The following is a 26,212-nucleotide window of genomic DNA, read 5'->3' as shown; positions in this document are numbered from 1 at the left end:
TGAAGGCGGTCGTACCGTCGGCGCTGGCGTCGTTTCCAAGATCATCGAGTAATCAGATATGGCAGGACAAACGATTCGCATCCGGCTGAAGAGCTTCGATCACCGTCTGATCGACCGTTCGACCGCGGAAATCGTCGAGACCGCGCGCCGCAGTGGCGCGCGGATCAAAGGCCCGATTCCGCTGCCGACCCGCAAGGAGCGGTACACCGTGTTGACTTCGCCGCACGTCAACAAGGACGCGCGCGACCAGTACGAGATCCGCACCCACAAGCGCGTACTCGACATCGTCGACCCGACCGACAAGACGGTCGACCTGTTGATGCAGCTTGACCTGGCCGCAGGCGTGGACGTTCAGATCCGTCTGAACTGATCCAGCTCCTCGCAGCCTGAACGCGCCGGCCAAAACGCTTTTGGCTCGGCGCGTTTTCTGTTATAGTGCCGCGCTCTTGTTCAGCCCGATGCGTGCTAAACGCGCGTCGGGCTGGTTTTTTCCGGCGATCCGGTCAATCGAAATCGGCGTCGAAGTACATAAGAGGAAACAACAATGGCTTTAGGTGTTGTCGGTCGTAAGGTCGGCATGACCCGAGTATTTGACGACTCCGGCGTTTCCACGCCGGTGACCGTCATCGAGGTCGAGCCGAACCGTGTGACTCAGAAGAAGGTTCAGGATGTCGACGGTTACACCGCGCTGCAGGTGACCGTGGGCGAGCGCCGTCCCAACCGCGTGACCAAGCCGATGGCGGGTCATTTCGCCAAGGCGGAAGTGGCTGCCGGCCGTGCCGTGCGCGAATTCCGCGTCGACGAGGATGCTCTGGCGAACTACGAGACCGGCAGTGAGATCACTGTCGAGATCTTCGCCGAGGTCCCGTCGGTCGACGTGACCGGCACGAGCAAGGGTAAGGGCTTCGCGGGCACGGTAAAGCGTCACAACTTCCGTACCCAGGACGCCACCCACGGCAACTCGCTGTCCCACCGCGTGCCGGGCTCCATCGGTCAGAACCAGACCCCGGGTCGCGTGTTCAAGGGCAAGAAGATGGCCGGTCACATGGGTGACGAGCGCGTCTCCGCGATGAACCTCAAGGTGGTTCGCGTGGATGCCGAGAAGGGTCTGCTGCTGGTCAAGGGTGCCGTTCCGGGCGCCACCGGTGGCGACGTGCTCGTTCGCCCCTCGGTCAAGATCAAAGCGTGAGGTCGTCAGGTATGGATATCCAAGTAAAGAATGGTTCCGCGCTGAACGTCTCCGAACAGGTCTTCGGCCGGGAATACAACGAAGCGCTGGTACATCAGGCCGTGGTCGCGTTTCTGGCCGGCGGTCGTGCCGGGACCAAGAAGCAGCTGAGCCGCTCCGAGGTTTCCGGTGGCAACACCAAGCCGTGGCGCCAGAAGGGCACCGGCCGCGCCCGTGCCGGCACCACTCGTGGTCCGATCTGGCGCACCGGTGGTGTCACCTTCGCCGCTCGTCCGCGTGACTTTGCGCAGAAGATGAACCGCAAGGCGTACCGCGCCGCGATGCGTTCGATCCTCTCCGAGCTTCTGCGTCAGGACCGCCTGGTGGTGGTCGAGTCGCTGTCCGTCGACGCGCCGAAGACCAAGCAGGTCGTCAAGGCGCTCAACGATCTCGGCGTGGACAAGGGCAAGCGCCTGATCGTCACCGAGGCGATGGACGAGGCGCTGCTGCTGGGTTCGCGCAACGTCGTCGAGCTGGGCTACCGCACCGCGGGCACGCTCGATCCGGTCAGCCTGGTGGACGCAGACCAGGTGGTCATCACCCAGGGCGCCCTGAAGATGGTTGAGGAGTGGCTGTCATGAATTCGGAAAAGCTTTACGACGTGCTGCGCGCTCCGGTGGTCACCGAGAAGACCGCCCGCGCCGGCGAGTTCAATCAGTACGTGTTCCAGGTCGCCACCACGGCCTCCAAGCCGGAGATCAAGGCGGCTGTCGAGCAGGTCTTCGAGGTGAGCGTCAAGGCCGTCCAGGTGGTCAATCAGCGCGGCAAGGTGCGTCGCTTCCGCGGCATGCCGGGTCGTCGTGCCGACACCAAGAAGGCATACGTCACGCTGGCCGAAGGGCAGACCATCGACTTCGGCGCGGCCGGCTAATCCAAGGGGAATCAACTCATGGCTATCAAAGTTGCAAAACCGACTTCTCCGGGTCGCCGTGGCGTCGTCGAGACCGATCGTTCCGGTCTCTACAAGGGCAAGGCCTACGCGCCGCTGCTCGAGAAGAAGCACGGCTCGGGCGGCCGTAACAACGCCGGCCGCATCACCAGTCGTCACATCGGCGGTGGTCACAAGCACCACTACCGGAAGATCGACTTCAAGCGCAACAAGGACGGCATCATTGCCGAAGTCGAGCGGGTCGAGCACGATCCGAACCGCTCGGCGCACATTGCGCTGCTGAAGTACGCCGATGGCGAGCGTCGCTACATCATCGCCCCGCGCGGCGTGAAGGCGGGCCAGAAGCTTGTCTCCGGCGTCGAGGCGCCGATCAAGCCGGGCAACGCCCTGCCGCTGTACGCGATTCCGGTGGGTACCACCATCCACGGCATCGAGCTCAAGCCGGGCAAGGGTGCCCAGCTGGCGCGCAGCGCCGGCGGCGCCGCTCAGCTGGTCGCTCGTGAAGGCTCCTACGCGACGATTCGTCTGCGTTCGGGCGAGATGCGCAAGGTGCTGTCCGAGTGCCGCGCCACGATCGGCGAAGTCGCCAACCAGGAGCACAGCCTGCGCCAGCTCGGCAAGGCCGGTGCCAAGCGCTGGCGCGGTGTTCGTCCGACCGTGCGCGGCGTGGTGATGAACCCGGTCGACCACCCGCACGGTGGTGGTGAGGGTCGTACCTCCGGTGGTCGCCACCCGGTCACCCCGTGGGGCGTGCCGACCAAGGGTTACAAGACGCGTACGAACAAGCGTACTGACAAGTACATCGTTCGCCGTCGTAACAAGAAATAACGCAATTTAAGAGGGCTTCAAGGTGCCACGTTCACTCAAGAAAGGTCCTTTCGTGGACCATCACCTGATGCAGAAAGTGGAAGAGGCCGCGGCCGCCAACAGCCGCCGGCCCATAAAGACCTGGTCGCGCCGCTCGATGATCCTGCCCGACATGATCGGGTTGACCATCGCGGTGCACAACGGTCGTCAGCACGTTCCGGTGCTGATCAACGAGAACATGGTTGGCCAGAAACTCGGTGAGTACGCGCCCACGCGCACTTACCGGGGTCACGCCGCCGACAAGAAAGCCAAGCGTTAAGGAGGTTTCGCGATGCAAGCAAAAGCACTACACCGCTTCGCGCGGATCTCCCCGCAGAAGGCGCGGCTGGTAGCTGACCAGGTACGTGGCGCGAACGTCGCCGCTGCCCTGGAAAACCTCCAGTTCTCGACCAAGAAGGGTGCCGCGATCATCCGCAAGGTCGTCGAGTCAGCGATCGCCAACGCGGAGAACAACGAAGGCGCGGACGTCGATCGTCTGTGCATTTCCGAGATCATGGTCGACGAAGGCCCGACTCTGAAGCGATTCCGTGCGCGGGCGAAAGGCCGCGGTGTGCGGATCCTCAAGCGGACCAGCCACATCAAAGTCGTCGTCAGCGAGCGCTAAGGAGCAGTCATGGGTCACAAAGTACATCCGGTAGGCTTCCGGCTTGGGATCTCCTCCGACTGGAGCTCTCGCTGGTACGCCGACAACAAGAGTTTTTCCGATCACCTCGAGCAGGACGTCCGTACTCGCAAGTACATCCGTCAGCGTCTGAAGGATGCGTCCGTCTCGCGGGTCCAGATCGAGCGCCCGGCCCGTTCGGCCGCGGTCACCATCCACACCGCGCGTCCGGGCATCGTCATCGGCCGCAAGGGTGAGGACATCGAGCGTCTGCGCACCGAGATCGCCCCGATGCTGGGCCTCGAGCGCAGTGCCGTTAAGGTCTCGGTCGAAGAGATCCGCAAGCCGGAGCTCGACGCCCAGCTGGTCGCCGAGTCCATCGCCCAGCAGCTCGAGCGTCGCGTGATGTTCCGCCGCGCCATGAAGCGCGCCGTGCAGACCACCATGCGTCTGGGTGCCGGTGGCGTGAAGGTCAACGTGGCCGGTCGCCTGGGTGGTGCCGAAATCGCGCGTACCGAGTGGTACCGCGAAGGCCGCGTGCCGCTGCACACCCTGCGTGCGGACATCGACTACGGCATGGCAGAGGCCCAGACCACCTACGGCATCATCGGTGTCAAGGTCTGGATTTTCAAAGGCGAGGTGTTCGGTGTGCCGGGCAGCGACGACGGCAAGTCGGCCGCCTGATCAACGAATTGAAGTGGAGCTTTGAAAAATGCTGCTGCCAAAACGCACAAAATTCCGCAAGCAGTTCAAGGGCAAGAACCGCGGTGTTGCCAACAACGGCAACAAGGTGAGCTTCGGCGAGTTCGGCCTCAAGACGCTTGAGCGCGGAAACATTACTTCCCGTCAGATCGAGGCTGGCCGTCGTGCCATCTCTCGTCACGTGAAGCGGGGCGGTAAGATCTGGATCCGGATCTTCCCGGACACCCCGATTACCCAGAAGCCCCTGGAAGTCCGTATGGGTAAGGGCAAGGGCAGTGTCGAGCACTGGGTCGCCAAGGTGCAGCCCGGCAAGATGCTGTATGAAATCGAGGGGGTCAGCGAGGACGTGGCACGCGCGGCATTCGAGCGTGCGTCCGCCAAGCTGCCCGTGAAGACCACGTTCGTAACACGGTTGGTGATGTGATGACTGCAACAGAATTGCGTGAAAAATCCGTCGACGAGCTGCGCGAAGAGCTGGTGGCCGTCAAGCGCGAGCAATTCAACCTGCGCATGCAACATGCCACGGGCCAGGAAGTGAAGACTCACCTGGTTCGCGAGGCGCGGCGCAACGCTGCTCGTATCAAGACCGTGATTGCGGAAAAGGAGCGTGCCTGAGATGACGACGGTATCCGAAGAAAAGAACGTACGTACCCGCGAAGGGGTCGTAGTCAGTAACAAGGGCGACAAGTCCATCACGGTGGCGGTCGAGCGTCGCGTTCAGCACCCGCTGTACGGCAAGTACATGACGCGCACCAGCAAGCTGCGCGTGCATGACGAGGAAAACACCTGCCGTCAGGGTGACCGCGTCGAAGTGCGCGAGACGCGTCCGATCTCCAAGAACAAGAGCTGGACCCTGGTCCGCGTTGTCGAGCGCTCTGCTGAGTAAGGAGTTTCGTCATGATCCAGATGCAAACCGTGCTGAATTCGGCAGATAACAGTGGCGCGCGCAAGGTCCAGTGCATCAAGGTGCTGGGCGGCTCGCACCGCCGTTACGCCGAGATCGGCGACGTAATCAAGGTGTCCGTCAAGGACGCGATCCCGCGCGGTCGCGTCAAGAAGGGCGAAGTCTACAACGCGGTCGTCGTACGTACCGCAAAGGGTGTTCGTCGTCCGGACGGCTCGCTGATCCGTTTCGACGGCAACGCGGCGGTCCTGCTGAACGCCCAGCTCCAGCCGATCGGTACCCGTATTTTCGGCCCGGTCACCCGTGAGCTGCGTGGCGAGAAGTTCATGAAGATCGTCTCGCTGGCGCCGGAAGTTATTTAAGGGGGTTCGAGATGCGCAAGATTCGTCAGGGTGACGACGTAGTCGTCGTTACCGGCAAAGACAAGGGTCGTCGCGGCACCGTACTCCGGGTCGTCGAGAACGGCGCGCGGGTGGTCGTCGAAGGGGTGAACATGGTGAAGAAGCACCAGAAGCCCAACCCGATGATCGGTCGGACCGGCGGCATCATCGAAATGGAGAAGCCCGTTGATATCTCCAACGTGATGCTGTTTAATCCCGCCTCCGAAAAAGGCGACCGGGTCGGCTTCAAGACGCTTGAAGACGGTCGGAAGGTTCGTTACTTCAAATCCAACGGCGAAGTCGTTGACGCTTAATAGGAATCAGAGAAATGGCTCGACTTCAGGAATACTACTCCAACACGTTGCGTGACGAGCTGAAGCAGAAGCTCGGCCTCGACAACGTAATGGCCGTTCCGAAGCTGACCAAGATTACGTTGAACATGGGCCTGGGTGATTCCGCTCGTGACAAGAAAGTAATCGATAACGCAGTGGAAGAAATGGGCCTGATCACCGGTCAGCAGCCGGTGGTAACGTATGCGCGCAAGTCGATCGCGGGCTTCAAGCTTCGCGAGGGCATGCCGCTGGGTGTCAAGGTCACCCTCAGGGGACGTACGATGTACGAATTCCTCGATCGGTTGATCCATGTGGCGAGTCCCCGCATCCGCGACTTCCGTGGCCTGAGCCCGAAGTCGTTCGATGGTCGTGGCAACTACAGCCTCGGGGTTCGTGAACAGATCATCTTCCCGGAAATCGACTTCGACAAGGTCGACCAGGTCCGGGGTATGGATATCACGATCACAACGACTGCGAAGGACAACGACCAGGCCCGGGCACTGCTCGATGGCTTCGGTTTCCCCTTCCGTCGTTAACAGAGACGAAACGAGACTATGGCTAAGAAAAGCATGATTGCTCGCGAGGCCAAGCGCCAGAAGCTGGCTCGCCAGTACGCCGACAAGCGCGCCAAGCTGCGCGCGATCGTCGCGGATCCCGACGTGGATTTCGACGAGAAGATGGCGGCCTCCGCCGAGCTGCAGAAGCTGCCGCGCGACTCTTCTTACACCCGCCAGGTGCGCCGTTGTGCGCTGACCGGTCGTCCGAAGGGCGTTTACCGGAAGTTTGGCATGGGGCGTAACAAGCTCCGTCAACTGGCAATGGCCGGGGAAATCCCGGGCCTGCGCAAGTCCAGCTGGTAAGGAGATAGCGCGATGAGTATGAATGATCCGATCGCGGATATGCTGACGCGCATCCGCAATGGCCAGGCCGCGAACAAGGCGGAAATCAGCCTGCCGGCCTCCAAGTTCAAGAAGGCGGTTGCCCAGACGCTGCAGGACGAAGGCTACATCGCCGACGTTCGCGTCGAAGGCGACAAGAAGCCGACGCTGGTCCTCGGTCTGCGCTACTTCGAAGGCAAGCCGGTAATCGAGAAGATCGACCGCGTCTCCCGTCCGGGTTCGCGCAAGTTCTTCGGCGCCGAGAACCTGCCGCAGGTCCTGGGTGGCCTGGGCGTTGCCGTGGTATCCACCTCTGAAGGTGTGATGCCGGACCGTGAAGCACGTCGCCGCAACATCGGTGGCGAAGTCGTCTGCTTTGTATCGTAACCGGTTGGGGGATTTATGAGTCGAGTAGCACGAAAGCCGGTCGCGGTCCCCTCGGGTGTCGAGGTCAAGCTCGATGACCGTGTCCTGTCCTTCAAGGGCAAGAACGGTGAGCTGACCCTGAACGTTCACCCGACGGTCGGTGTGACCTTCGAGGACAACCAGATTCAGTTTACGCCGAACAGCGATGACGATGTTCCGATGGCGGGCACCATGCGCTCCCTGGCGCAGGGCAGCGTCGACGGCGTCGCCAACGGTTTCGAGGTCAAGCTGCAATTGGTCGGCGTGGGTTATCGCGCTCAGGTTCAGGGAAACAACCTGAACCTGCAGCTCGGTTACTCGCATCCGATCGACTTCCCGCTCCCGGAAGGCGTCACGGCCGAAACGCCGTCGGCGACCGACATCGTTATCAAGGGCGCGGACAAGCAGAAGGTCGGCCAGGTGGCTTCCAACGTACGGGGCCTGCGTCCGCCGGAGCCTTACAAGGGCAAGGGCGTTAAGTACGCGGATGAGCGCATCCTGCGTAAGGAAGCCAAGAAGAAATAATCGAGGGTGACGCGATGAACGAAAGTACCAAACAGCGGCTCCGCCGCGCACGTCGCGCCCGGGCCAAGATCAAGTCGCTCGGCGTGCATCGCCTGAGCGTGCACCGGAGCAGCAACCACACCTACGCGCAGCTCTTCGCGCCGGAAGGCAAGGTCGTAGCGACCGCGTCGACGGTTGGCAAGGGCGTGCTGGCCGACGGCGAGTACGGTGGCAACGTGGCCGCCGCCAAGAAGGTGGGCGAGGCCATCGCCAAGGCAGCCCTGGACAAGGGCATCGACACCGTGGCGTTCGACCGCTCGGGTTTCATTTACCACGGGCGTGTCCAGGCTGTCGCCGATGCGGCGCGCGAAGCCGGCCTGAAGTTCTAAAGAGGTAATGCAATGAGCCGTAATGCAAACGACGTCTCGAACGAAGGCCTGATCGAGAAGCTGGTCACGATCAACCGTGTATCCAAGGTGGTCAAAGGTGGTCGTCAGTTCTCCTTCACTGCGCTGACCGTGGTGGGCGACGGCGAAGGCCGTGTCGGCTTTGGCTACGGCAAGGCCAAGGAAGTCCCGGCTGCCATCCAGAAGGCGATGGAGCGGGCGCGCAACAGCATGGTCGACGTGCCGCTGCGCGACGGGACCCTGTACTACCAGACCAAGGGCGTTCACGGCGCCGGCCGCGTCTTCATGAAGCCGGCCTCCGAAGGTACCGGCGTCATCGCCGGTGGCGCGATGCGTGCCGTCTTCGAAGCCGCGGGTGTCCGCAACGTACTGGCGAAGTGCATCGGGACCCGGAATCACATGAACGTGATCCGGGCGACCATCAACGGTCTCTCCCAGATCCAGTCGCCGGAAGCGGTTGCCGCCAAGCGGGGCAAGCGCGTCGAGGAAATCCTGGGGGATGAAGCATGAGTCAGAAGGGTAACGGCAAGATCCGGGTGCGCCTGGTTCGGTCGATGAACAATCGACTCGAGTCCCACAAGGCCTGCGTTCGCGGCCTGGGCATCCGTCGTATGCACCAAGAGGTGGAAGTGGCCGATACCCCGGAGAACCGGGGCATGATCAATCGCGTCCACTACATGCTCGAAGTACAGGAAGCAAAGTAATGCGTTTGAACAAACTCTCTCCTGCCGAGGGTAGCCGCAAGGACGCGACCCGTGTGGGTCGCGGCATCGGCTCCGGCGTCGGCAAGACCGGCGGTCGTGGTCACAAGGGCCAGAAGTCCCGTTCCGGCGGCTTCCACAAGACCGGCTTCGAGGGCGGTCAGATGCCGCTGCAGCGTCGCCTGCCGAAGATGGGCTTCAAGGCGGCCAAGTCGCTGAGTCGGGCCGAGATCCGCACCGCGGAACTCAACCGTCTCGACGGCGAGGTCACGCTGGACTCGCTCAAGGCGGCCAACCTGATCCGCAACGACGTCAAGAGCGTCAAGATCATCCTTCAGGGTGACGTGACCAAGGCCGTCCAGGTGAAGGGCATTCCGGTTTCCAAGGGCGCTCGTCAGGCAATCGAAGCGGCCGGTGGTTCAGCGGAGTAAAGCGTGGCACAGGCAAACACAGGGATAGGCGCACTTGCCGGGGCCGGTCGACTGACCGAGCTCCGGCAACGTATTTTCTTCGTCATCATGGTGCTCGTGGTGTACCGGATCGGGACGTTCATCCCGTTGCCGGGCATCGACGTCGACGTCATGAAGGCGCTGTTCGAGCAGAACTCGGGCGGCATTCTGGGCATGGTGAACATGTTCTCGGGTGGCGCTCTCTCTCGGATGTCCCTGTTTGCACTGGGCGTGATGCCGTACATCTCCGCGGCGATCATCGTGCAGCTGCTCACGGCCGTGGTGCCGTCGCTGGAGAAGCTGAAGAAGGAAGGCGAAGCCGGCCGGCGCAAGATCACCCAGTACACCCGCTACGGGACGCTGGGTCTGGGTCTGGTCCAGGCGCTGGGCGTGTCGATCGCCCTGCAGGGCCAGTCCGTCGGCGGTTCGCCGCTGGTGTTCGCTCCGGGGCTCGGCTTCCTGTTCATCGCCACCCTGACACTGGTCAGCGGCACGATGCTGTTGGTCTGGCTGGGCGAGCAGATCACCGAGCGTGGTGTCGGTAACGGCATCTCGCTGATCATCTTCGCCGGCATCGTCGCGGGTCTGCCGAGCGCGATCGGTGGCACGGCCGAGCTGGTCCGTACCGGCGAGCTGCACGTGTTCACCATGCTGATCCTCGGCGTGCTGATCCTGGCGGTCACGGCATTCGTGGTCTTCGTCGAGCGCGGTCAGCGCCGGATCACGGTGAACTATGCCCGCCGTCAGCAGGGTCGCGGCATGGCAGGCCAGCAGTCCTCGCACCTGCCGCTGAAGCTGAACATGGCCGGTGTGATCCCGCCGATCTTCGCCTCGAGCATCATCCTGTTCCCGGCGACGGTGGGTAACTGGTTCGGTCAGCAGGAAGGCATGGGCTGGCTTGCGGACCTGTCCAACACGCTGTCCCCCGGTCAGCCGTTGTACGTGCTGTTCTACGCCGCGGCGATCATCTTCTTCTGCTTCTTCTATACCGCGCTGGTGTTCAACGCTCGCGAGACGGCGGACAACCTGAAGCGTTCCGGCGCCTTCGTTCCGGGCATCCGCCCGGGCGAGCAGACCGCCCGCTACGTGGACAAGGTGCTGACCCGCCTGACGTTCTGGGGCGCGCTCTACATCACTGCGGTCTGCCTGCTGCCGGAGTTCCTGATCCTGTACTGGAACGTTCCGTTCTACTTCGGGGGCACGTCGCTGCTGATCATCGTGATCGTGCTGATGGACTTCATGTCGCAGGTCCAGTCGCACCTGGTCTCGCACCAGTACGACAGCCTGGTTCGCAAGGCTCATTTCAAGAACGGGCTGTAACGAAACGGCCCGTCACATCCGTTTGCTATTGACGGCGCATTGCGTTAAGCTCTCGCGCTCTTTTTTGGGGTGATAAATCGATGGCACGTATTGCAGGGATCAACATTCCCGTACAAAAACATGTGGTCATTGGCCTGACTTCCATCTACGGAATCGGTCATACCCGCGCTCAGCAGATCTGTGAAGCCACTGGCGTGGCTCCGGACCGCAAGGTGCGCGACCTGTCCGAGGCAGAGGTCGAGTCTCTGCGTGCGGAAGTCGGCAAGTATGTGGTTGAAGGCGATCTGCGCCGTGACGTATCCATGAACATCAAGCGTCTGATGGACCTTGGTTGCTATCGTGGTCTGCGTCATCGTCGTGGTCTGCCGCTGCGTGGTCAGCGCACACGCACGAACGCACGGACTCGCAAGGGTCCGCGTCGCCTGGTCAAGCGCTAATCAGGCTTAATATTCTTTCGAGAGTAGGATCTTAATGGCTAAAGCAAGTCAAGGTACCCGTAAGAAGGTAAAACGCGTCGTCACCGATGCGATCGCGCATATCCATGCGTCGTTCAACAACACGATCGTGACGATCACCGACCGTCAGGGCAACACGCTCAGCTGGGCGACTTCCGGGGGCTCCGGCTTCCGTGGTTCGCGCAAGTCCACGCCGTTTGCCGCCCAGGTGGCGGCCGAGCGTGCCGGCGAAGCGGCGAAGGTCTATGGGGTCAAGAACGTCGACGTCGAGGTCAAGGGCCCCGGCCCGGGCCGCGAATCGACCATCCGCGCACTGAACGCGGTTGGCTTCAAGGTCGGCGTGATCACTGACGTCACCCCGATCCCGCACAATGGCTGCCGCCCGCCCAAAAAGCGTCGCGTTTGACGGTGCGTTTGTAAGGAGTATTTGACTTATGGCTCGTTATCTCGGTCCTACCTGTAAACTCGCCCGGCGCGAAGGCACGGATCTGTTCCTCAAGTCCGGCGTGCGCGCACTGGAAGACAAGTGCCATCACGACCGCGCCCCCGGTCAGCACGGTTCCGGTCGCCGCCAGAAAGTGTCGGACTACGGTCTGCAGCTGCGTGAAAAGCAGAAGCTGCGCCGGACCTACGGCGTTCTCGAGCGCCAGTTCCGCAACTACTACAAGCGCGCTGCGCAGATGAAGGGCTCCACCGGCGAGAACCTGCTGCAGATTCTCGAGTGCCGCCTGGACAACGTCGCATACCGCATGGGTTTCGGCGCCACTCGCGCCGAAGCGCGTCAGCTGGTCTCGCATCGCGGCATCATGGTCAACGGCGAGGTGGTCAACATCCCGTCGTACCAGGTATCCACCGAAGACACCGTCTCGGTGCGCGAAAAGGCGAAGAAGCAGCAGCGCGTCAAGGACGCCCTCGAACTGGCCGCTCAGCGCGAAGTCGTGCCGTGGATCACGGTCGACTCCAGCAAGATGGAAGGCGTCTTCAAGGCCATCCCGACCCGGGATGAACTGCCGGCGGACATCAACGAATCGCTCGTCGTCGAGCTGTATTCGAAGTAAACGGTTTTCGGGGGTACGTAATGCAACTGGGTTCTACAGAGCTTCTCAAGCCGCGCCTGGTCGACGTGGAAACGATCGACGACACCCATGCGCGCGTGGTGCTGGAGCCGTTGGAGCGTGGGTTCGGCTACACGCTGGGCAATGCGTTGCGGCGTATCCTGCTCTCGTCCATCCCGGGCGTTGCCGTCACCGAGGCGGAGATCGAAGGCATCCTGCACGAGTACAGCGCACTCGAGGGCGTCCAGGAGGACGTGCTCGAGATCCTGCTCAATCTCAAGGGTCTCTCGATCACCATGCACGGCCGTGACGAAGCGGTCCTGAGCATCAAGAAGACCGGTCCGGGCACCGTGACCGCCGCCGACATCAAGGCGGACCACTCGGTCGAGATTATGAATCCGGACCACGTCATCGCGACGCTGCGTGACGACGCCGAGCTGAACATGACCTTCAAGGTCGAGCGTGGCATGGGGTACGTCCCGGCCAGCGCCCGTCGCGAAGACGAGGAGACCGCGGTCGGTCGCCTGCTGATCGACGCGTCTTTCTCGCCGCTGCGCCGCGTGGCCTATTCGGTCGAGCGGGCTCGTGTCGAGCAGCGCACCGACCTCGACTCCCTGGTGCTGGACATCGAGACCAACGGTTCCATCTCGGCCGAAGATGCCATCCGCCAAGCGGCCGGCATCCTGGTTGACCAGCTGTCCGTGCTGGTCGACCTGAAGGCCGAGAAGGCCGAGCCGGTCGAAGAGCAGGCCCCGTCGGTTGATCCGGTCCTGCTGCGTCCGGTGGACGACCTGGAGCTGACCGTGCGTTCGGCCAATTGCCTCAAGGCAGAGAACATCTACTACATCGGCGACCTGATCCAGCGGTCGGAAATGGAGTTGCTCAAGACCCCGAACCTTGGCAAGAAGTCCCTGACCGAGATCAAGGACGTCCTCGCCAAGCAGGGCCTGTCCCTGGGGCAGAAGCTGGAGAACTGGCCGCCGGCCGAGCTCCAGAATCTGAGCGAGTCCAAGATTTAACGATATTTTTTGGAGTATTTGACATGCGTCATCGTCAATCCGGTCGGCAACTGGGTCGCAACGCCTCTCAGCGCAAAGCGCTGATGCGTTCGCTGACCAACGCCCTGATCGAGCACGAAGTCATCAAGACCACCGTCCCGAAGGCCAAGGAGCTGCGTCGGGTCGCCGAGCCGCTGATCACCCTGGCCAAGGAAGACAGTGTCGCTGCGCGTCGCCGTGCCTTCGCGAAGGTCGGTAACAAGGCGACCGTCGGCAAGCTGTTCTCCGACGTCGGTCCGCGTTTCAAGGAGCGTAACGGTGGTTACCTGCGCATCCTCAAGTGCGGCTACCGTGCCGGCGACGCGGCCCCGATGGCCTACGTCGAGCTGGTCGAGCGCAGCGCCGAGCCGGCGACTGCCACCGAGGAAGCAGCCGCCGAGTAATCGGTCGCTGCCGGCGGTGCCTCGCCGGTCCCAATCCAGAAAAGCCCGCCTTGATGGCGGGCTTTTTGTTTGATCGGTCGGCTCGTGGGTGGCTAGGCTCAGTGGCCGATCGTTTCCTCGATCATGCGCCCCATGGTCTGCTCGACATCGCCTGCGACCTCGGCCAGCTTGGCATCGTCGCTGAGCGTGGCGAGCATCTCGGTGGGTCGGATCATCGAGACGATCACCTCGCCATCACGTTCGTAAACCGCAATGCGGCACGGCAGGGCGTTGGCCAGGTCCATGCGCACGGCGAGGACTTCGGCGGCCCGCTTCGGGTTGCAGACCTCGAACACCCGGCACTGCGGTGCGAAGTCGACGCCCTTGGCGTTGAGCGTGCCGTGGATGTCGTGGGTGTGCAGAAGGCCGAAGCCATTGGCGGGAACTGCGTCGGTGAGACGCTGGCAGGTGGTCTCGAAGTCGTGCGGGCTGGTTTTCTCGTCGATCATGTCTGGGCTTTGCCTCTTGTCCGATGGATTGACCGCCGAGCTTAGCAAAGCTCCCCGCCTAGGCGGGGCGGGGCATGCGGCTTGGTTGATATGTGTGGCGGCCTCTCCTAGGATGCAGGAACCCTTTCGATGCCGCTTGTCGTTCCGACGGAACTTTACGTCGGGGCGCGAGGTCGCACGATTTCAATGGGTTTCGGTGCCCCGCATTTGGGATGCAAAGCCGACACATTTAAACGAGGAGTGATTGCATGTCCGTTTGGAACCAGAAGTTGCGCAAGACCATGATGGCCGCCGGCGTGTCCGCGGTGCTCGCCGTCAGCGGCGCGGCGGTGGCCCAGCAGGGTGGCGCGCCATCGGGTCAGGGGCAGATGCCCGAGCTGACCCCGGAGCAGCGCCAGCTGATGGAAGAGATGCGCGCGGTTCGACAGGAACTCCAGCAGACCCAGGCCAAACTCAGCCAGATCGAGCAGCAGGCCTACGAGAACAATCCGGAGCTGGGCGAGCAGCGTGATGCGCTGCAGGACAAGATCGCCGAGAAGATGTCGGACGACGGCTACGACGCGAAGCAGGAATTCAAGCAGATGAAGGCCAAGATGGCCGAGTACCAGCAGGGTGACAAGCAGCCGAGCCAGGCTGAGGTCCAGGCGTTCCGCGAGAAACAGCGCGAATTCCAGCAGCGCCAGCAGAAGGCCTTCAAGGACAAGGAAGTGCAGAGCATGGCTCAGGACCTCCGCGCCGACGTGAAGAGCGAGATGGAGCAGAGCAACCCGGAAGCCAAGGAGCTGTTCGCCGAGATGGAGAAGAAGGCGAAGGAAATGCAGCAGCTGCGACAGAAGGCAATGCAGATGCAGCAGGGCGGTTGATCCCCCTGCCATTGGCATAAAAAAAGGCCGGCCCGATGGGGTCGGCCTTTTTTGTTTGGTCAGTCGGCCGGTGGCGCTAGTCGTCGCTGTAGCCGGGCTCGATGGCGCCGAAGAACCCCTCCTTGAGTTTCTGCAACTCGTCGCGCGCCTGGGCGGCGGCCTCGAACTCGAGGTCGCGGGCATGACGGTGCATGTCGGCCTCCAGCTGCTTGATCCGCTTGGCCGCCTGGTCGGGTGACAAGGCGGCGTAGTCGGCCGCCGGTTCGGCCGCCTTTTCGCTGCCGCGACGTTTGCGACCCGGGCGGGCGCCCGGGATCCGTGATTCGCCCGCCTCGAGGATGTCCTCGACACTCTTCTCGATGCCGCGCGGCGTGATGCCCATGGCCTCGTTGTGCGCCAGCTGCTTTTCGCGCCGACGTTCGGTCTCGTCGATCGCCTTGCGCATGGCATCCGTGATGGTGTCGCCGTAGAGGATCGCCTTGCCCTCGAGGTTGCGCGCCGCCCGGCCGATGGTCTGGATCAGCGAGCGTTCCGAGCGCAGGAAGCCCTGCTTGTCGGCATCGAGGATGCCGATCAGAGACACCTCGGGGATGTCGAGGCCCTCGCGCAGCAGGTTGATGCCCACCAGCACGTCGAACTCGCCCAGGCGCAGGTCCTGGATGATCTCCATGCGTTCGACCGTGTCGATGTCCGAGTGCAGGTAGCGCACGCGCACATCGTGCTCCATCAGGTAGTCGGTCAGGTCCTCGGCCATGCGCTTGGTCAGCACGGTCACCAGGACCCGCTGGTTCTTTTCCGTGCGCAGGCGGATTTCGGAAAGCAGGTCGTCGACCTGGCTCGCCACCGGGCGCACCTCGATCTGGGGGTCGACCAGGCCGGTGGGGCGGACCACCTGCTCGGCGACCTGGTCGGCGTGGCTCTCCTCGTAGGGCCCCGGCGTGGCCGAGACGTAGACCGTCTGAGGCATCAGTCGCTCGAATTCCTCGAATTTCAGCGGGCGGTTGTCGAGCGCCGAGGGCAGGCGGAAACCGAAGTTGACCAGGGTCTCCTTGCGCGAGCGGTCGCCCTTGTACATGCCGCCGAGCTGCGGGACGGTCACGTGCGACTCGTCGATGATCAGCAGGGCGTCGGCGGGCAGGTAGTCGTAGAGGCACGGCGGCGGCTCGCCGGGCTGACGTCCGGAGAGGTAGCGCGAGTAGTTCTCGATGCCGTTGCAGTAGCCGAGCTCCTGGATCATCTCGATGTCGAAGCGGGTGCGCTGGGCGAGGCGTTGTGCCTCGACCAGCTTGTCCTGCGACTCGAGCTCCTTGAGTCGCTCGTCGAGTTCGACCTTGATCTGTTCGATCGCGTGCAGCAGCCGTTCGCGCGGCGTGACGTAGTGCGAGGAGGGGTAAACCGTGTAGCGCGGCACCCGGCGGCGTACCTGGCCGGTGAGCGGATCGAACAGCGTGATCTGCTCGATCTCGTCGTCGAACAGTTCGATGCGCACACCCTCGTCGTCGGCCTCGGCCGGGTGGATGTCGATGACGTCGCCGCGGACGCGATAGGTGCCACGGCGAAACTCCATGTCGTTGCGGGTGTACTGCATCTCGGCCAGCCGACGGATGATCTGGCGCTGGCTGACCTCCTCGCCGCGCACCAGGTGCAGGATCATCTTGAGGTAGGCCTCGGGGTCGCCCAGGCCGTAGATCGACGAGACGGTGGCGACGATGATCACGTCGCGGCGCTCGAACAGTGCCTTGGTGGCCGACAGCCGCATCTGCTCGATGTGCTCGTTCACGGAGGCGTCCTTCTCGATGAAGGTGTCCGACGCCGGTACGTAGGCCTCCGGCTGGTAGTAGTCGTAGTAGGAGACGAAGTACTCGACCGCGTTGTGCGGGAAGAAGCCCTTGAGCTCGCCGTAGAGCTGCGCGGCCAGTGTCTTGTTAGGTGCGAGCACCATCGCCGGGCGCTGCACCTCGTTGATGACGTTGGCCATCGTGAAGGTCTTGCCCGAGCCGGTCACGCCCAGCAGGGTCTGGTGCATGAGCCCGTCGCCGAGCCCCTCGACAAGCGTCTCGATGGCAGCCGGCTGGTCGCCGGCCGGCTGATAGTCTGTTGCGATCTGGAAACGGTGTTCGGACATGGGGTGGGAGTATATAGGTTGGGGCGTCGGCTTACCGATGCTGGTCGCTTCGGGAGAGTCGGCCCGAATGGCTCGTGCGCCTTCGGAGCAACGCCTTGATGGCAAACGGGCCGGCAAGCCAGAGACATTGGCTATTCGGGCAATGTTTCCTTTATGATGGCCGGCTATATCTCTCGCCGACACGTCAGATTAAGTCCGTGTTTCGCGAGCGACTTTCCAGACGCACTTTTCAGGTATCCATGACCGATTCAAACCTCGAAGACCCGAACGCCCCGCGTGAAGCCGAGAAATACGACAACCCCGTCGCCAGCCGCGAGTTCCTGCTCGATCTGCTGGCCAAGCAGGACGGGCCGATCACGCTCAACAAGCTGATCAGCGAACTCGGCTACGACGGTGACGAGGAGCGCATCGAAGGGCTGCGCCGTCGCCTGCGGGCGATGGAGCGTGATGGCCAGGCCATCCGCAACCGCCGCGGCGGCTACGTGCCGGTCACCAAGGCGGAGCTGGTGCGCGGCCGGGTGATCGGTCATCGGGACGGTTTCGGCTTTCTGGTGCCGGACGAGGGCGGCAACGACGTCTTCCTCTCGCCGCGCATCATGCGGGCCCTGTTGCACGGCGACCGCGCCGTGGTGCAGGTGGTCGGCGAGGATCGTCGCGGCCGTCCCGAGGGCGCGCTGGTCGAGGTGATCGAGCGGGCCAACGCCGAGGTCGTCGGTCGACTGGTGATCGAGGCCGGCGTGGCCTTCGTCATCCCCGACAACACCCGCATGACCCAGGACGTGCTGATCCCGATGGAGGCCCTGGGCGGTGCGAAGGACGGCCAGATCGTCCGGGTCGCGCTGGTCGAGCAGCCCACCCAGCGACACAAGCCGGTCGGCAAGGTGATCGAAGTGCTGGGCGACCACATGTCGCCGGGCATGGAGATCGACGTCGCCATCCGCGCCCACGGCATCCCGCACGAGTGGCCGGAGCCGGTCAAGAAGCACGTCGAGGACATGAGCGACCAGGTCGCCGAGGAAGACAAGGTCGGCCGGGTCGACCTGCGCGACGTGCCGCTGGTGACCATCGACGGCGCGGACTCCAAGGACCTCGACGACGCGGTCTTCTGCGAACCCACGCCCAAGGGCTTCCGCCTGCTGGTGGCGATCGCCGACGTCTCGCACTACGTGCGCATCGGGTCGGCGCTCGACGAGGAAGGCTTCCGCCGCGCGACCTCGGTGTACTTCCCGGGTCGCGTGGTGCCGATGCTCCCCGAGATCCTTTCCAACGGCCTGTGTTCGGTGAACCCGGACGTTGATCGCCTCTGCCTCTGCGCCGAGATGCTGATCAATAGCCAGGGCCAGATCATCCGCTCGCGCTTCTTCGAGGGCGTGATGCGCAGTCACGCGCGCCTGACCTACGACAACGTCGCGGCCATGCTGCTCGACAACGACCAGGAAGAGCGCGACAAGCACAGCCACGTGATCAAGCCGCTCGAGGCGCTGCACTCGCTCTACAAGGTGCTGCGCGCCGAGCGCGAATCGCGCGGGGCGATCGACTTCGACACCATCGAGACCAAGATCGTCTTCGGCGAGAACCGCAAGATCGAGGCGATCGTGCCCTACGAGCGCAACGACGCGCACAAGATCATCGAGGAGTGCATGATCGCGGCGAACGTCGCCGCCGGCCGCTTCCTCGCGCGTCGCAAGATCCCGTCGCTCTACCGGGTCCACGATCGCCCGGGCGCGGAGAAGATCGACGACCTGCGCGCCTCGCTCAAGGAGAAGGGGTTGACCCTCGGCGGCGGCGACAAGCCGACCCCGGCGGACTTCAACGCCCTGATCGCCGAGGCGCAGGGTCGTCCGGACTTCGCCACCATCCAGACGCTGCTGCTGCGCTCGCTGCAGCAGGCGGTCTACGCGCCGGACAACCTGGGCCACTTCGGCCTGGCGCACGAGCACTACGCGCACTTCACCTCGCCGATCCGCCGCTACCCGGACCTGATGGTGCATCGCGCCATCCGCCACGTGCTGCGTACCGGCTCGGCCGAGCAGTTCCCGTACAGCCACGAGGAAATGCTGCTCATCGGCGAGCATTGCTCGAACAACGAGCGCCGCGCCGACGAGGCGACCCGGGCGGCCACTGACTGGCTCAAGTGCGAGTTCATGCTCGACAAGGTCGGCAACGTCTACGAAGGGCGAGTCGCCTCGGTGCTCGGCTTCGGCCTGTTCGTCGAGCTCAAGGACTTCTTCGTCGAGGGTCTGCTGCACATCACCGCCCTCAAGCGCGACTTCTACCACTTCGATCCGGTCAGCGTCTCGCTCAAGGGCGAGCGCAGCGGCAAGACCTACTCGCTCAACGACACCATCCGGGTGCGCGTCGCGCGTGTCGATCTCGACGAGCGCAAGATCGACTTCATGCTGCCGGACGAGGAGGAGCCGTCGGACGACGAGGGTGCCTCTGCCGACGAGTCCGGCGGTGACGAGTCTGGCAGTGACGAGTCACGCGGGGACGAGGAGAAGTCCGGTTCCGGCGAGGGCGGTGGCAAGAAGCGCCGTCCGCGCCGCCGTCGCCGCCGCAAGCCGCAGGGCGGCGGCAAAGAGGGTGGCGACAAGGGCGCGGATCAGGGCGGCGAGTCCTCCGGCGACTCGTCCGACTGATCGCCGCGGCGATGGCCCGTTCCCATGACCTGACCTGGATCGGTGGCTTTCATGCCATCGAGGCCGCCCTGCGCGACCACCCCGAGCGGGTCGAGCAGGTGGTGCTCTCGGGGCGGGACGACAAGCGCGCCCGCCGGCTGCAGTCGCTTGCCAACCGCGCTGGTGTGGCGGTCGAACACCGCGATCCGGCGTGGTTCGATAAGCTGCGCAGCGACGGCAAGCCCCTGCGCCACCAGGGCGTGGCGGCGCGTGTCGCGCTGGCTCAGGCCGGCGACGAGAACGATCTGGCCGCCTTGCTCGACGAGGCAGGCGAGCCGCCGCTGCTGCTGGTGCTCGACGGCGTCACCGACCCGCACAATCTCGGTGCCTGCCTGCGTGGGGCCGAGGCGGCCGGCGTGCTGGCGGTGGTCGCGCCCAAGGATCGTGCCTGCGGTCTCACCGCGGCGGCGCGCAAGACCTCGGCCGGCTCGGCCGAGCGATTGCCCTTCATCCAGGTCACCAACCTCGCCCGTACGCTGGCCGACCTTCAGGGCCGCGGTCTGTGGATCGTCGGCGCGGCCGGCGAGGGTCCGGTGTCGCTCTACGAGAGCGACTTTGCCCGCGAACCGGTCGCGCTGGTGATGGGTGCCGAAGGCGGCGGTCTGCGCCGCCTGACCCGCGAGCGCTGCGACCAGCTGATCCATATCCCGATGGCCCCCGGCGTGGAAAGCCTCAACGTCTCGGTGGCCACGGCCGTCTGCCTGTTCGAGTTCCGTCGCCAGCGACTGACCGGTGCCGACTGAGGCCCTTTTGCCCGCCCCGCGGCCCGCAACTCCCTTCGAAACCGCTCCGCGTTTCCGGTAAAATGCCGGCCAAACCAATTCAACGTGGTGCGGTGTCTTCGCCTCGCACGCGAACGCCTGCCAGGGAGTCAATTGCCGTCATGAACCTTTCCGACCGGGTACGCCGGGTCCGTCCCTCGCCGACACTTGCCGTCACCGCCAAGGCGGCCGAGCTGCGTGCCGCCGGGCGAGACATCATCAGCCTCGGCGCCGGCGAACCGGACTTCGACACGCCGAAACACATCGGCGAGGCAGGCATCCAGGCGATCCGCGACGGCTTTACCCGCTACACCGCAGTCGAGGGCATCGTCGAGCTGCGTCAGGCCATCGCCGACAAGCTCAAGGCCGACCAGGGCCTCGAGTACGGCCTCGACCAGATCATCGTCTCGACCGGCGGCAAGCAGAGCATCTTCAATCTCTGCCAGGCGCTGCTCAACCCGGGCGACGAGGCCATCGTCACTGCCCCCTACTGGGTCTCCTATCCGGACATGGTCCGCCTGGCCGGCGGCGAGCCGGTGATCGTCTCGGCCAGCCAGGACCAGGGCTTCAAGGTAACGCCGCGCCAGCTGGCCGCCGCGATCACCGACAAGACCCGGCTGGTGATGCTCAACAGCCCGTCGAACCCGACCGGCGTGGCCTACACCCGCGAGGATTGGGCGCAGCTCGCCGACGTCCTGCGCGATCACCCCGAGATCGTGATCGCGACCGACGACATGTACGAGAAGATCCTCTGGGCGGACGAGCCGTTCTCCAACATCGCCATGGTGGCGCCGGACCTCGCGCCGCGCACCGTGGTGCTGAACGGCGTGAGCAAGGCCTACGCCATGACCGGCTGGCGGATCGGCTATGCCGCCGGGCCGGCCGATCTGATCAAGGCGATGAAGGTGATCCAGTCGCAGAGCACCTCCGGGGCCTGCTCGATCGCGCAGAAGGCGGCCTGCGAGGCCATCGCCGGCGACCAGTCGGAGATCGACGCCATGGTCGCCGCCTTCCGCGAGCGCCACGACTACGTGGTCGAGGCGCTCAACGCGCTGCCGGGCGTCACCTGCCTGCCGGGGCAGGGCGCCTTCTACAGTTTCCCGGACGTCTCGGCGGCGATGGCCGCGCTGGGCATCGACGACGACGTCGCCTTCTCCGAGCATCTGCTCGAGAAGGCCGGCGTGGCGGTGGTGCCGGGCTCGGCCTTCGGTGCGCCGGGGCACGTCCGCCTGAGTTACGCGACCAGCCTGGACGCGCTGCGCGAGGCCATCGGCCGGATCGAGGCGGTCCTGCCGACGGCCTGATACCGTTACGTTTTTCGCATGACTGACAGGAGGTCGGTCGTGCCCTGTTGCCTGCATATCAAGCCCGAAGGGGTGGGAGTTGATTGATGGATGAGAACCGCAAGAAGGCCCTAGGCGCCGCCCTGTCCCAGATCGAACGCCAGTTCGGCAAGGGAGCGGTAATGCGCATGAACGACGAGGGGCGACGGAATGTCCCCGCGATCAGCACCGGCTCGATTTCCCTGGATGCCGCGCTCGGCATCGGTGGCCTGCCGCGCGGCCGCGTGGTCGAGATCTACGGTCCGGAATCCTCGGGCAAGACCACGCTCACCCTGCAGACCATCGCCCAGGCGCAGAAGGAAGGCGGGACCTGCGCCTTCATCGACGCCGAGCACGCGCTGGATCCGGGCTACGCCGAGAAGCTGGGCGTCAACGTCGACGACCTGCTGGTCTCCCAGCCGGATACCGGCGAGCAGGCACTCGAGATCGCCGACATGCTGGTGCGCTCCGGCGCGGTGGACGTGGTCGTGGTCGACTCGGTCGCCGCCCTGGTGCCCAAGGCCGAGATCGAGGGCGAGATGGGCGACTCCCACGTCGGCCTGCAGGCCCGTCTGATGAGCCAGGCGCTGCGCAAGCTCTCCGGCAACATCAAGCGCACCAACTGCATGGTGATGTTCATCAACCAGATCCGGATGAAGATCGGCGTCACCTACGGCAGCCCGGAAACCACCACCGGCGGCAACGCGCTCAAGTTCTACTCCTCCGTGCGCCTCGACATCCGTCGTGTCGGCGCGGTGAAGAAGGGCGAGGAAGTCATCGGCAACCAGACCCGCATCAAGGTGGTCAAGAACAAGATGGCGCCGCCGTTCAAGGTGGTCGACTGCGACATTCTCTACGGCGAGGGCATCTCTCACCTGCTCGAACTGGTCGATCTGGGTGCCAAGCACGGCATCATCCAGAAGGCCGGCGCCTGGTACTCCTACGGCGATACCCGCATCGGTCAGGGCAAGGACAACGCTCGCCAGTTTCTCGCCGAGAACCCGGAGATTGCCGCGGAGATCGAGACGCAGATCCGCGACATCATGATGCCCAAGCCGGCGCCGGCCGAGGCCAGCGAAGCCGACGAGGCACCGGTCGACCAGACCTCGTAAGGCCGTCCGCGTCTCGTGGACGAGGAGAAGCGTCGCCTGCTCGACTGCGAGAAGCGCGCCGTCGGCATGCTGGCTCGCCGCGAGCACAGTCGGCTGGAACTGGCGCGCAAGCTCGCCGACAAGGGCTTTGCCGACGAGGAGATCGAGCCGGTACTCGACCAGTTGGTCGAGGAGGGCTGGCAGTCGGATCGTCGTTATGCCGAGAGCCTGATCCGCGCCCGCTCGGCGCGGCGCTACGGCCCCGACCGGATCGCCAACGAACTCGCCCAGCAGGGCGTCGACGAGGGCGTGATGGCCGAGGCCTTCGCTGCCGAACCGCGTGACTGGGAGGTACTGGCACGCGAACAGCTGCTGGCCCGCTACCGCGAGCCACCCGCCGACTTTCCCGACCGGGCGAAACGCCATCAGCACCTCGTTCGACGCGGCTTTCCGCCCGATCTTTCCCACGAACTGGCCGGCTGGTGGCCCGAATCGGACGAGTCGGAGGCGACTCCTCTCTGATCGGCTGATCCGGCTCTGGCCCGGACGCATCGGAAATGGCATCGGACTGCGCTACAATCCGCGCTTTGTCCTCCCGTTTTCCGAGATGGTTCGTGCATGAAGACCAGCGCCGAGATTCGCCAAAGCTTCCTGGATTTCTTCGCCGAGCGGGGGCACGAAGTCGTGCCCTCCTCGTCGTTGATTCCGGCCAATGACCCGACGCTACTGTTCACCAACGCCGGGATGGTGCCCTTCAAGGAGGCCTTTCTCGGTCAGGAGAAGCGCGCCAACCCGCGCGCGGTCTCGGTGCAGCGTTGCGTGCGCGCCGGCGGCAAGCACAACGACCTCGAGAACGTCGGCTACACCGCCCGGCATCACACCTTCTTCGAGATGCTGGGCAACTTCAGCTTCGGCGACTACTTCAAGCGCGACGCGATCCGCTACGGCTGGGACTTCCTGACCGAGACCCTCGGTCTGCCGGCCGAGCGTCTGCTGGTCACGGTCTACGAGAGCGACGACGAGGCCTACGCCCACTGGCGCGACGACATCGGCCTGCCGGAGGACCGCATCCTGCGCATCGGCGACGATCCCGACGGCGGCTCCGACAACTTCTGGCAGATGGGCGACACCGGCCCCTGCGGGCCGTGCTCCGAGATCTTCTACGATCACGGCCCGGAGATCCCGGGCGGCCCGCCGGGCTCGCCGGACGAGGACGGTGACCGGTTCATCGAGATCTGGAACATCGTCTTCATGCAGCACGACCGGGCGGCCGACGGCACGCTCTCCGACCTGCCCAAGCCGTCGGTGGACACCGGCATGGGCCTCGAGCGCCTCGCCGCCGTGCTTCAGGGCGTGCACTCGAACTACCAGATCGACCTGTTCCGTCACCTGATCGACGCCGCCGCCGAGGCCACTGGGGCGAGCGACCGCGAGTCGAGCTCGCTCAAGGTGATCGCCGACCACATCCGTTCCTGCGCCTTTTTGATCGTCGACGGCGTGCGCCCGGGCAATGAAGGCCGCGACTACGTGCTGCGCCGGATCATCCGCCGTGCGGCCCGTCACGGCCACAAGCTCGGCCAGGATGCGCCGTTCTTCCACAAGCTGGTTCAGCCGCTGGTCCGTGAGATGGGCGACGCCTACCCGGAACTGGCCGAGGCGGCCGACGAGGTCTCGCGCGTGCTGCTGGCCGAGGAAGAGCGTTTCCTGCAGACGCTGGCCTCCGGCATGCAGGTGCTCGAGCAGGCGGTCGCCAAGTTGCCGGAAGGCGGCACCATCGATGGCGAGACCGCCTTCAAGCTCTACGACACCCACGGCTTCCCGCTCGACCTGACCGCCGACATCGCCCGCGAGCGGGGTCTCGCGGTGGACGAGGCCGGCTTCGAGCGGGAGATGGCCGAGCGCCGCGCCCAGTCGCGTGCCGCGAGCCACTTCACCGCCGAGACGGTGAAGATCGGCATCGACGAGCCGACCGTGTTCGAGGGCTACGAGCAGGAGGCCCTGCAAACGCAGGTGGCCGCGGTCGCCCGCGAGGGCAGCCAGGCGGATGCGCTCGAGGGCGGACAGGACGGCGTGATCGCGCTTGAGCGCACGCCGTTCTACGCCGAATCCGGCGGCCAAGTGGGCGATACCGGCGTGATCGAGTCGGCCAACGGCCGCTTTGTCGTGCACGACACCCAGAAGCAGGGCGGCGTCTTCCTGCATCACGGCACGCTTACCGACGGCCGCATGGGGGCGGGTGACGCGGTCACCGCCCGCATCGATGCCGATCGCCGTGCCGCGATCCGCTTGAACCACTCCGCGACGCACCTGCTGCACGCCGCCCTGCGCGAGGTGCTCGGCGAGCACGTCCAGCAGAAGGGCTCGCGTGTCGCCCCCGAGGCCCTGCGCTTCGACTTCTCCCACGACCAGCCGGTCACCCGCGAGCAGCTCACCGAGGTCGAGCGGCTGGTCAATGCCCAGATCCGCGAGAACCACGCCGTCGAGACCCGCGAGATGGCGATCGACGACGCCCGCGCTGCCGGCGCGATGGCCCTGTTCGGCGAGAAATACGGCGATACCGTGCGCGTGGTGACCATGGGGCCGTTCTCCATGGAGCTCTGCGGCGGCACGCACGCCCGCCGCGGCGGCGACATCGGCCTGTTCAAGATCGTGGCCGAGTCCGGCGTCGCCTCCGGTGTGCGCCGCATCGAGGCGGCCACCGGTGCCACGGCGCTGGCCGAGGCCGAGCGGGCCGACCAGACCATCGGCGAGATTGCCGAGCTGCTGCGTGGGCCCAAGACCGAGGCGGCCGAGCGCGTGGCACAGATGCTGGAGCGCTCGCGTCAGCTGGAGCGCGAACTGGCCCGGATCAAGGCCGAGCTGGCCTCCGCCAGTGGTGACGAGCTCGCCGACAGCGCCGAGACCATCGGCTCGGCCAAGGTGCTGGTCGCGGCGCTGCCGGGCGCGGATGCCGGCACCCTGCGCGAGAGCATGGACAAGCTGCGCGACAAGCTCGGCACCGCCGCGATCCTGCTCGGCACCGTCGATGACGGCAAGGTGCGCCTGGTGGCGGGGCTGTCCAAGGATCTGACCAAGACCTTCAAGGCCGGCGACTGGGTGAATGTCGCCGCGGCCGAGGTCGGCGGCAAGGGTGGCGGTCGCCCCGACATGGCGCAGGCCGGCGGCAGCCAGCCCGAGCGGCTTGACGACGCCCTTTCGGCGGCCCGTCAGTGGGTGGCCGAGAAGCTCGGCTGAACCCGGGCGCTCCCGGTGTGTCAAGGGGGAAGGCGGCCTGACGGGTGAAAAAATGCGGCGAGCCGTTTATACTGCCCGGCTGCTTTGACTTTAATCACGTCAGCGAAAAGGAGCTGGCACCGGCATTCGGGT

The 26,212-nt window shown here is 64.6% G+C and carries 36 protein-coding genes; 34 read left to right on the top strand and 2 right to left on the bottom strand.

The window, feature by feature from the left end; translation table 11 throughout:
* Positions 1–58: 58 nt before the first annotated feature.
* The 27 genes from rpsJ to rplQ all read left to right on the top strand — a co-directional run bounded on the left by rpsJ (position 59) and on the right by rplQ (position 13,518).
* Positions 59–370 (top strand): 30S ribosomal protein S10, encoded by a 312-nt coding sequence (gene rpsJ, locus AWR35_RS04210; RefSeq protein WP_058574720.1) that lies wholly within the window; start codon positions 59–61, stop codon positions 368–370.
* A gap of 174 nt (positions 371–544) precedes the next feature.
* Positions 545–1,189 (top strand): 50S ribosomal protein L3, encoded by a 645-nt coding sequence (rplC, locus tag AWR35_RS04205; RefSeq protein WP_058574719.1) that lies wholly within the window; start codon positions 545–547, stop codon positions 1,187–1,189.
* A gap of 11 nt (positions 1,190–1,200) precedes the next feature.
* Entirely contained in the window at positions 1,201–1,809 is a 609-nt protein-coding gene (rplD, locus tag AWR35_RS04200; RefSeq protein ID WP_058574718.1) for a 50S ribosomal protein L4, read from the top strand.
* Positions 1,806–2,099, top strand: a complete 294-nt coding sequence (locus tag AWR35_RS04195) for a 50S ribosomal protein L23 (RefSeq protein WP_058574717.1) — start codon at positions 1,806–1,808, stop codon at positions 2,097–2,099. Before rplD ends, AWR35_RS04195 begins: the two co-directional genes overlap by 4 nt.
* An 18-nt stretch (positions 2,100–2,117) precedes the next feature.
* Positions 2,118–2,945: a 50S ribosomal protein L2 gene (gene rplB / locus AWR35_RS04190; protein ID WP_058574716.1), complete on the top strand. Its 828-nt coding sequence runs from the start codon at positions 2,118–2,120 to the stop codon at positions 2,943–2,945.
* Positions 2,946–2,967: 22 nt separating this feature from the next.
* On the top strand, positions 2,968–3,243 hold the full coding sequence (rpsS, locus tag AWR35_RS04185; RefSeq protein WP_058574715.1) for a 30S ribosomal protein S19: 276 nt from the start codon (positions 2,968–2,970) through the stop codon (positions 3,241–3,243).
* Positions 3,244–3,255: 12 nt separating this feature from the next.
* Positions 3,256–3,588: a 50S ribosomal protein L22 gene (gene rplV / locus AWR35_RS04180; protein ID WP_058574714.1), complete on the top strand. Its 333-nt coding sequence runs from the start codon at positions 3,256–3,258 to the stop codon at positions 3,586–3,588.
* Positions 3,589–3,597: 9 nt separating this feature from the next.
* The gene (gene rpsC, locus AWR35_RS04175; protein WP_058574713.1) at positions 3,598–4,269 is read left to right on the top strand and encodes a 30S ribosomal protein S3; all 672 of its coding nucleotides are present in this window, start codon (positions 3,598–3,600) and stop codon (positions 4,267–4,269) included.
* A 28-nt stretch (positions 4,270–4,297) separates the two neighbouring features.
* A complete protein-coding gene (gene rplP, locus AWR35_RS04170; protein WP_058574712.1) occupies positions 4,298–4,711 on the top strand; it encodes a 50S ribosomal protein L16 in 414 nt (137 codons plus the stop codon).
* Complete coding sequence (gene rpmC / locus AWR35_RS04165) at positions 4,711–4,902, top strand: 50S ribosomal protein L29 (RefSeq protein WP_058574711.1); 192 nt, start codon at positions 4,711–4,713, stop codon at positions 4,900–4,902. Before rplP ends, rpmC begins: the two co-directional genes overlap by 1 nt.
* A 1-nt stretch (position 4,903) precedes the next feature.
* A complete protein-coding gene (rpsQ, locus tag AWR35_RS04160; protein ID WP_058574710.1) occupies positions 4,904–5,173 on the top strand; it encodes a 30S ribosomal protein S17 in 270 nt (89 codons plus the stop codon).
* Between the two features lie 11 nt (positions 5,174–5,184).
* On the top strand, positions 5,185–5,553 hold the full coding sequence (gene rplN, locus AWR35_RS04155) for a 50S ribosomal protein L14 (protein WP_058574709.1): 369 nt from the start codon (positions 5,185–5,187) through the stop codon (positions 5,551–5,553).
* Between the two features lie 11 nt (positions 5,554–5,564).
* Complete coding sequence (rplX, locus tag AWR35_RS04150; RefSeq protein ID WP_058574708.1) at positions 5,565–5,885, top strand: 50S ribosomal protein L24; 321 nt, start codon at positions 5,565–5,567, stop codon at positions 5,883–5,885.
* A 14-nt stretch (positions 5,886–5,899) separates the two neighbouring features.
* Positions 5,900–6,439 (top strand): 50S ribosomal protein L5, encoded by a 540-nt coding sequence (gene rplE, locus AWR35_RS04145; RefSeq protein WP_058574707.1) that lies wholly within the window; start codon positions 5,900–5,902, stop codon positions 6,437–6,439.
* A gap of 18 nt (positions 6,440–6,457) precedes the next feature.
* Complete coding sequence (gene rpsN, locus AWR35_RS04140) at positions 6,458–6,763, top strand: 30S ribosomal protein S14 (protein WP_058574706.1); 306 nt, start codon at positions 6,458–6,460, stop codon at positions 6,761–6,763.
* Positions 6,764–6,775: 12 nt separating this feature from the next.
* Complete coding sequence (rpsH, locus tag AWR35_RS04135) at positions 6,776–7,168, top strand: 30S ribosomal protein S8 (RefSeq protein ID WP_058574705.1); 393 nt, start codon at positions 6,776–6,778, stop codon at positions 7,166–7,168.
* 15 nt (positions 7,169–7,183) lie between these two features.
* Entirely contained in the window at positions 7,184–7,711 is a 528-nt protein-coding gene (gene rplF / locus AWR35_RS04130; RefSeq protein WP_058574704.1) for a 50S ribosomal protein L6, read from the top strand.
* A 14-nt stretch (positions 7,712–7,725) separates the two neighbouring features.
* On the top strand, positions 7,726–8,079 hold the full coding sequence (gene rplR / locus AWR35_RS04125; protein WP_058574703.1) for a 50S ribosomal protein L18: 354 nt from the start codon (positions 7,726–7,728) through the stop codon (positions 8,077–8,079).
* 12 nt (positions 8,080–8,091) lie between these two features.
* Positions 8,092–8,607 (top strand): 30S ribosomal protein S5, encoded by a 516-nt coding sequence (gene rpsE, locus AWR35_RS04120; protein ID WP_058574702.1) that lies wholly within the window; start codon positions 8,092–8,094, stop codon positions 8,605–8,607.
* On the top strand, positions 8,604–8,801 hold the full coding sequence (gene rpmD / locus AWR35_RS04115) for a 50S ribosomal protein L30 (protein WP_058574701.1): 198 nt from the start codon (positions 8,604–8,606) through the stop codon (positions 8,799–8,801). Before rpsE ends, rpmD begins: the two co-directional genes overlap by 4 nt.
* On the top strand, positions 8,801–9,229 hold the full coding sequence (gene rplO, locus AWR35_RS04110; RefSeq protein ID WP_058574700.1) for a 50S ribosomal protein L15: 429 nt from the start codon (positions 8,801–8,803) through the stop codon (positions 9,227–9,229). Before rpmD ends, rplO begins: the two co-directional genes overlap by 1 nt.
* Before the next feature lie 3 nt (positions 9,230–9,232).
* Positions 9,233–10,567: a preprotein translocase subunit SecY gene (gene secY, locus AWR35_RS04105; protein WP_058574699.1), complete on the top strand. Its 1,335-nt coding sequence runs from the start codon at positions 9,233–9,235 to the stop codon at positions 10,565–10,567.
* Between the two features lie 80 nt (positions 10,568–10,647).
* Positions 10,648–11,004 (top strand): 30S ribosomal protein S13, encoded by a 357-nt coding sequence (gene rpsM, locus AWR35_RS04100; RefSeq protein WP_058574698.1) that lies wholly within the window; start codon positions 10,648–10,650, stop codon positions 11,002–11,004.
* A gap of 34 nt (positions 11,005–11,038) precedes the next feature.
* A complete protein-coding gene (gene rpsK, locus AWR35_RS04095) occupies positions 11,039–11,428 on the top strand; it encodes a 30S ribosomal protein S11 (RefSeq protein WP_058574697.1) in 390 nt (129 codons plus the stop codon).
* 28 nt (positions 11,429–11,456) lie between these two features.
* On the top strand, positions 11,457–12,080 hold the full coding sequence (gene rpsD, locus AWR35_RS04090; protein WP_058574696.1) for a 30S ribosomal protein S4: 624 nt from the start codon (positions 11,457–11,459) through the stop codon (positions 12,078–12,080).
* Positions 12,081–12,100: 20 nt separating this feature from the next.
* On the top strand, positions 12,101–13,096 hold the full coding sequence (gene rpoA / locus AWR35_RS04085; protein WP_058574695.1) for a DNA-directed RNA polymerase subunit alpha: 996 nt from the start codon (positions 12,101–12,103) through the stop codon (positions 13,094–13,096).
* Positions 13,097–13,119: 23 nt separating this feature from the next.
* Entirely contained in the window at positions 13,120–13,518 is a 399-nt protein-coding gene (gene rplQ / locus AWR35_RS04080) for a 50S ribosomal protein L17 (protein ID WP_058574694.1), read from the top strand.
* 98 nt (positions 13,519–13,616) lie between these two features.
* Here rplQ and AWR35_RS04075 read toward each other — a convergent pair whose 3' ends face one another.
* A complete protein-coding gene (locus AWR35_RS04075; RefSeq protein WP_058574693.1) occupies positions 13,617–14,006 on the bottom strand; it encodes a DUF302 domain-containing protein in 390 nt (129 codons plus the stop codon).
* Between the two features lie 248 nt (positions 14,007–14,254).
* Between AWR35_RS04075 and AWR35_RS04070 the strand changes: the two genes are divergently transcribed.
* Positions 14,255–14,869 carry a hypothetical protein gene (locus tag AWR35_RS04070; protein ID WP_058574692.1) on the top strand — a complete coding sequence of 205 codons (615 nt, stop codon included), beginning with the start codon at positions 14,255–14,257 and terminating at the stop codon, positions 14,867–14,869.
* A 76-nt stretch (positions 14,870–14,945) separates the two neighbouring features.
* Here AWR35_RS04070 and uvrB read toward each other — a convergent pair whose 3' ends face one another.
* Positions 14,946–16,994: an excinuclease ABC subunit UvrB gene (uvrB, locus tag AWR35_RS04065; protein ID WP_058574691.1), complete on the bottom strand. Its 2,049-nt coding sequence runs from the start codon at positions 16,992–16,994 to the stop codon at positions 14,946–14,948.
* Positions 16,995–17,233: 239 nt separating this feature from the next.
* On the opposite strand from uvrB, the gene rnr reads away from it, so the two are divergent.
* The 6 genes from rnr to alaS all read left to right on the top strand — a co-directional run bounded on the left by rnr (position 17,234) and on the right by alaS (position 26,080).
* Positions 17,234–19,633, top strand: coding sequence for a ribonuclease R (rnr, locus tag AWR35_RS04060; protein WP_058574690.1), 2,400 nt, complete (start codon positions 17,234–17,236; stop codon positions 19,631–19,633).
* 11 nt (positions 19,634–19,644) lie between these two features.
* Positions 19,645–20,415, top strand: coding sequence for a 23S rRNA (guanosine(2251)-2'-O)-methyltransferase RlmB (gene rlmB, locus AWR35_RS04055; protein ID WP_058574689.1), 771 nt, complete (start codon positions 19,645–19,647; stop codon positions 20,413–20,415).
* 140 nt (positions 20,416–20,555) lie between these two features.
* Entirely contained in the window at positions 20,556–21,737 is a 1,182-nt protein-coding gene (locus AWR35_RS04050; RefSeq protein WP_058574688.1) for a pyridoxal phosphate-dependent aminotransferase, read from the top strand.
* 86 nt (positions 21,738–21,823) lie between these two features.
* The gene (gene recA / locus AWR35_RS04045; protein WP_058574687.1) at positions 21,824–22,867 is read left to right on the top strand and encodes a recombinase RecA; all 1,044 of its coding nucleotides are present in this window, start codon (positions 21,824–21,826) and stop codon (positions 22,865–22,867) included.
* A 15-nt stretch (positions 22,868–22,882) separates the two neighbouring features.
* Positions 22,883–23,368, top strand: coding sequence for a regulatory protein RecX (locus tag AWR35_RS04040; RefSeq protein ID WP_197408128.1), 486 nt, complete (start codon positions 22,883–22,885; stop codon positions 23,366–23,368).
* A gap of 96 nt (positions 23,369–23,464) precedes the next feature.
* Positions 23,465–26,080 (top strand): alanine--tRNA ligase, encoded by a 2,616-nt coding sequence (gene alaS / locus AWR35_RS04035; RefSeq protein WP_058574686.1) that lies wholly within the window; start codon positions 23,465–23,467, stop codon positions 26,078–26,080.
* Positions 26,081–26,212 lie beyond the last annotated feature (132 nt).

Source organism: Guyparkeria sp. WRN-7 (genome assembly GCF_001641825.1).
Classification (GTDB): domain Bacteria; phylum Pseudomonadota; class Gammaproteobacteria; order Halothiobacillales; family Halothiobacillaceae; genus Guyparkeria.
This window is presented reverse-complemented; position numbering and strand designations above follow the sequence as displayed.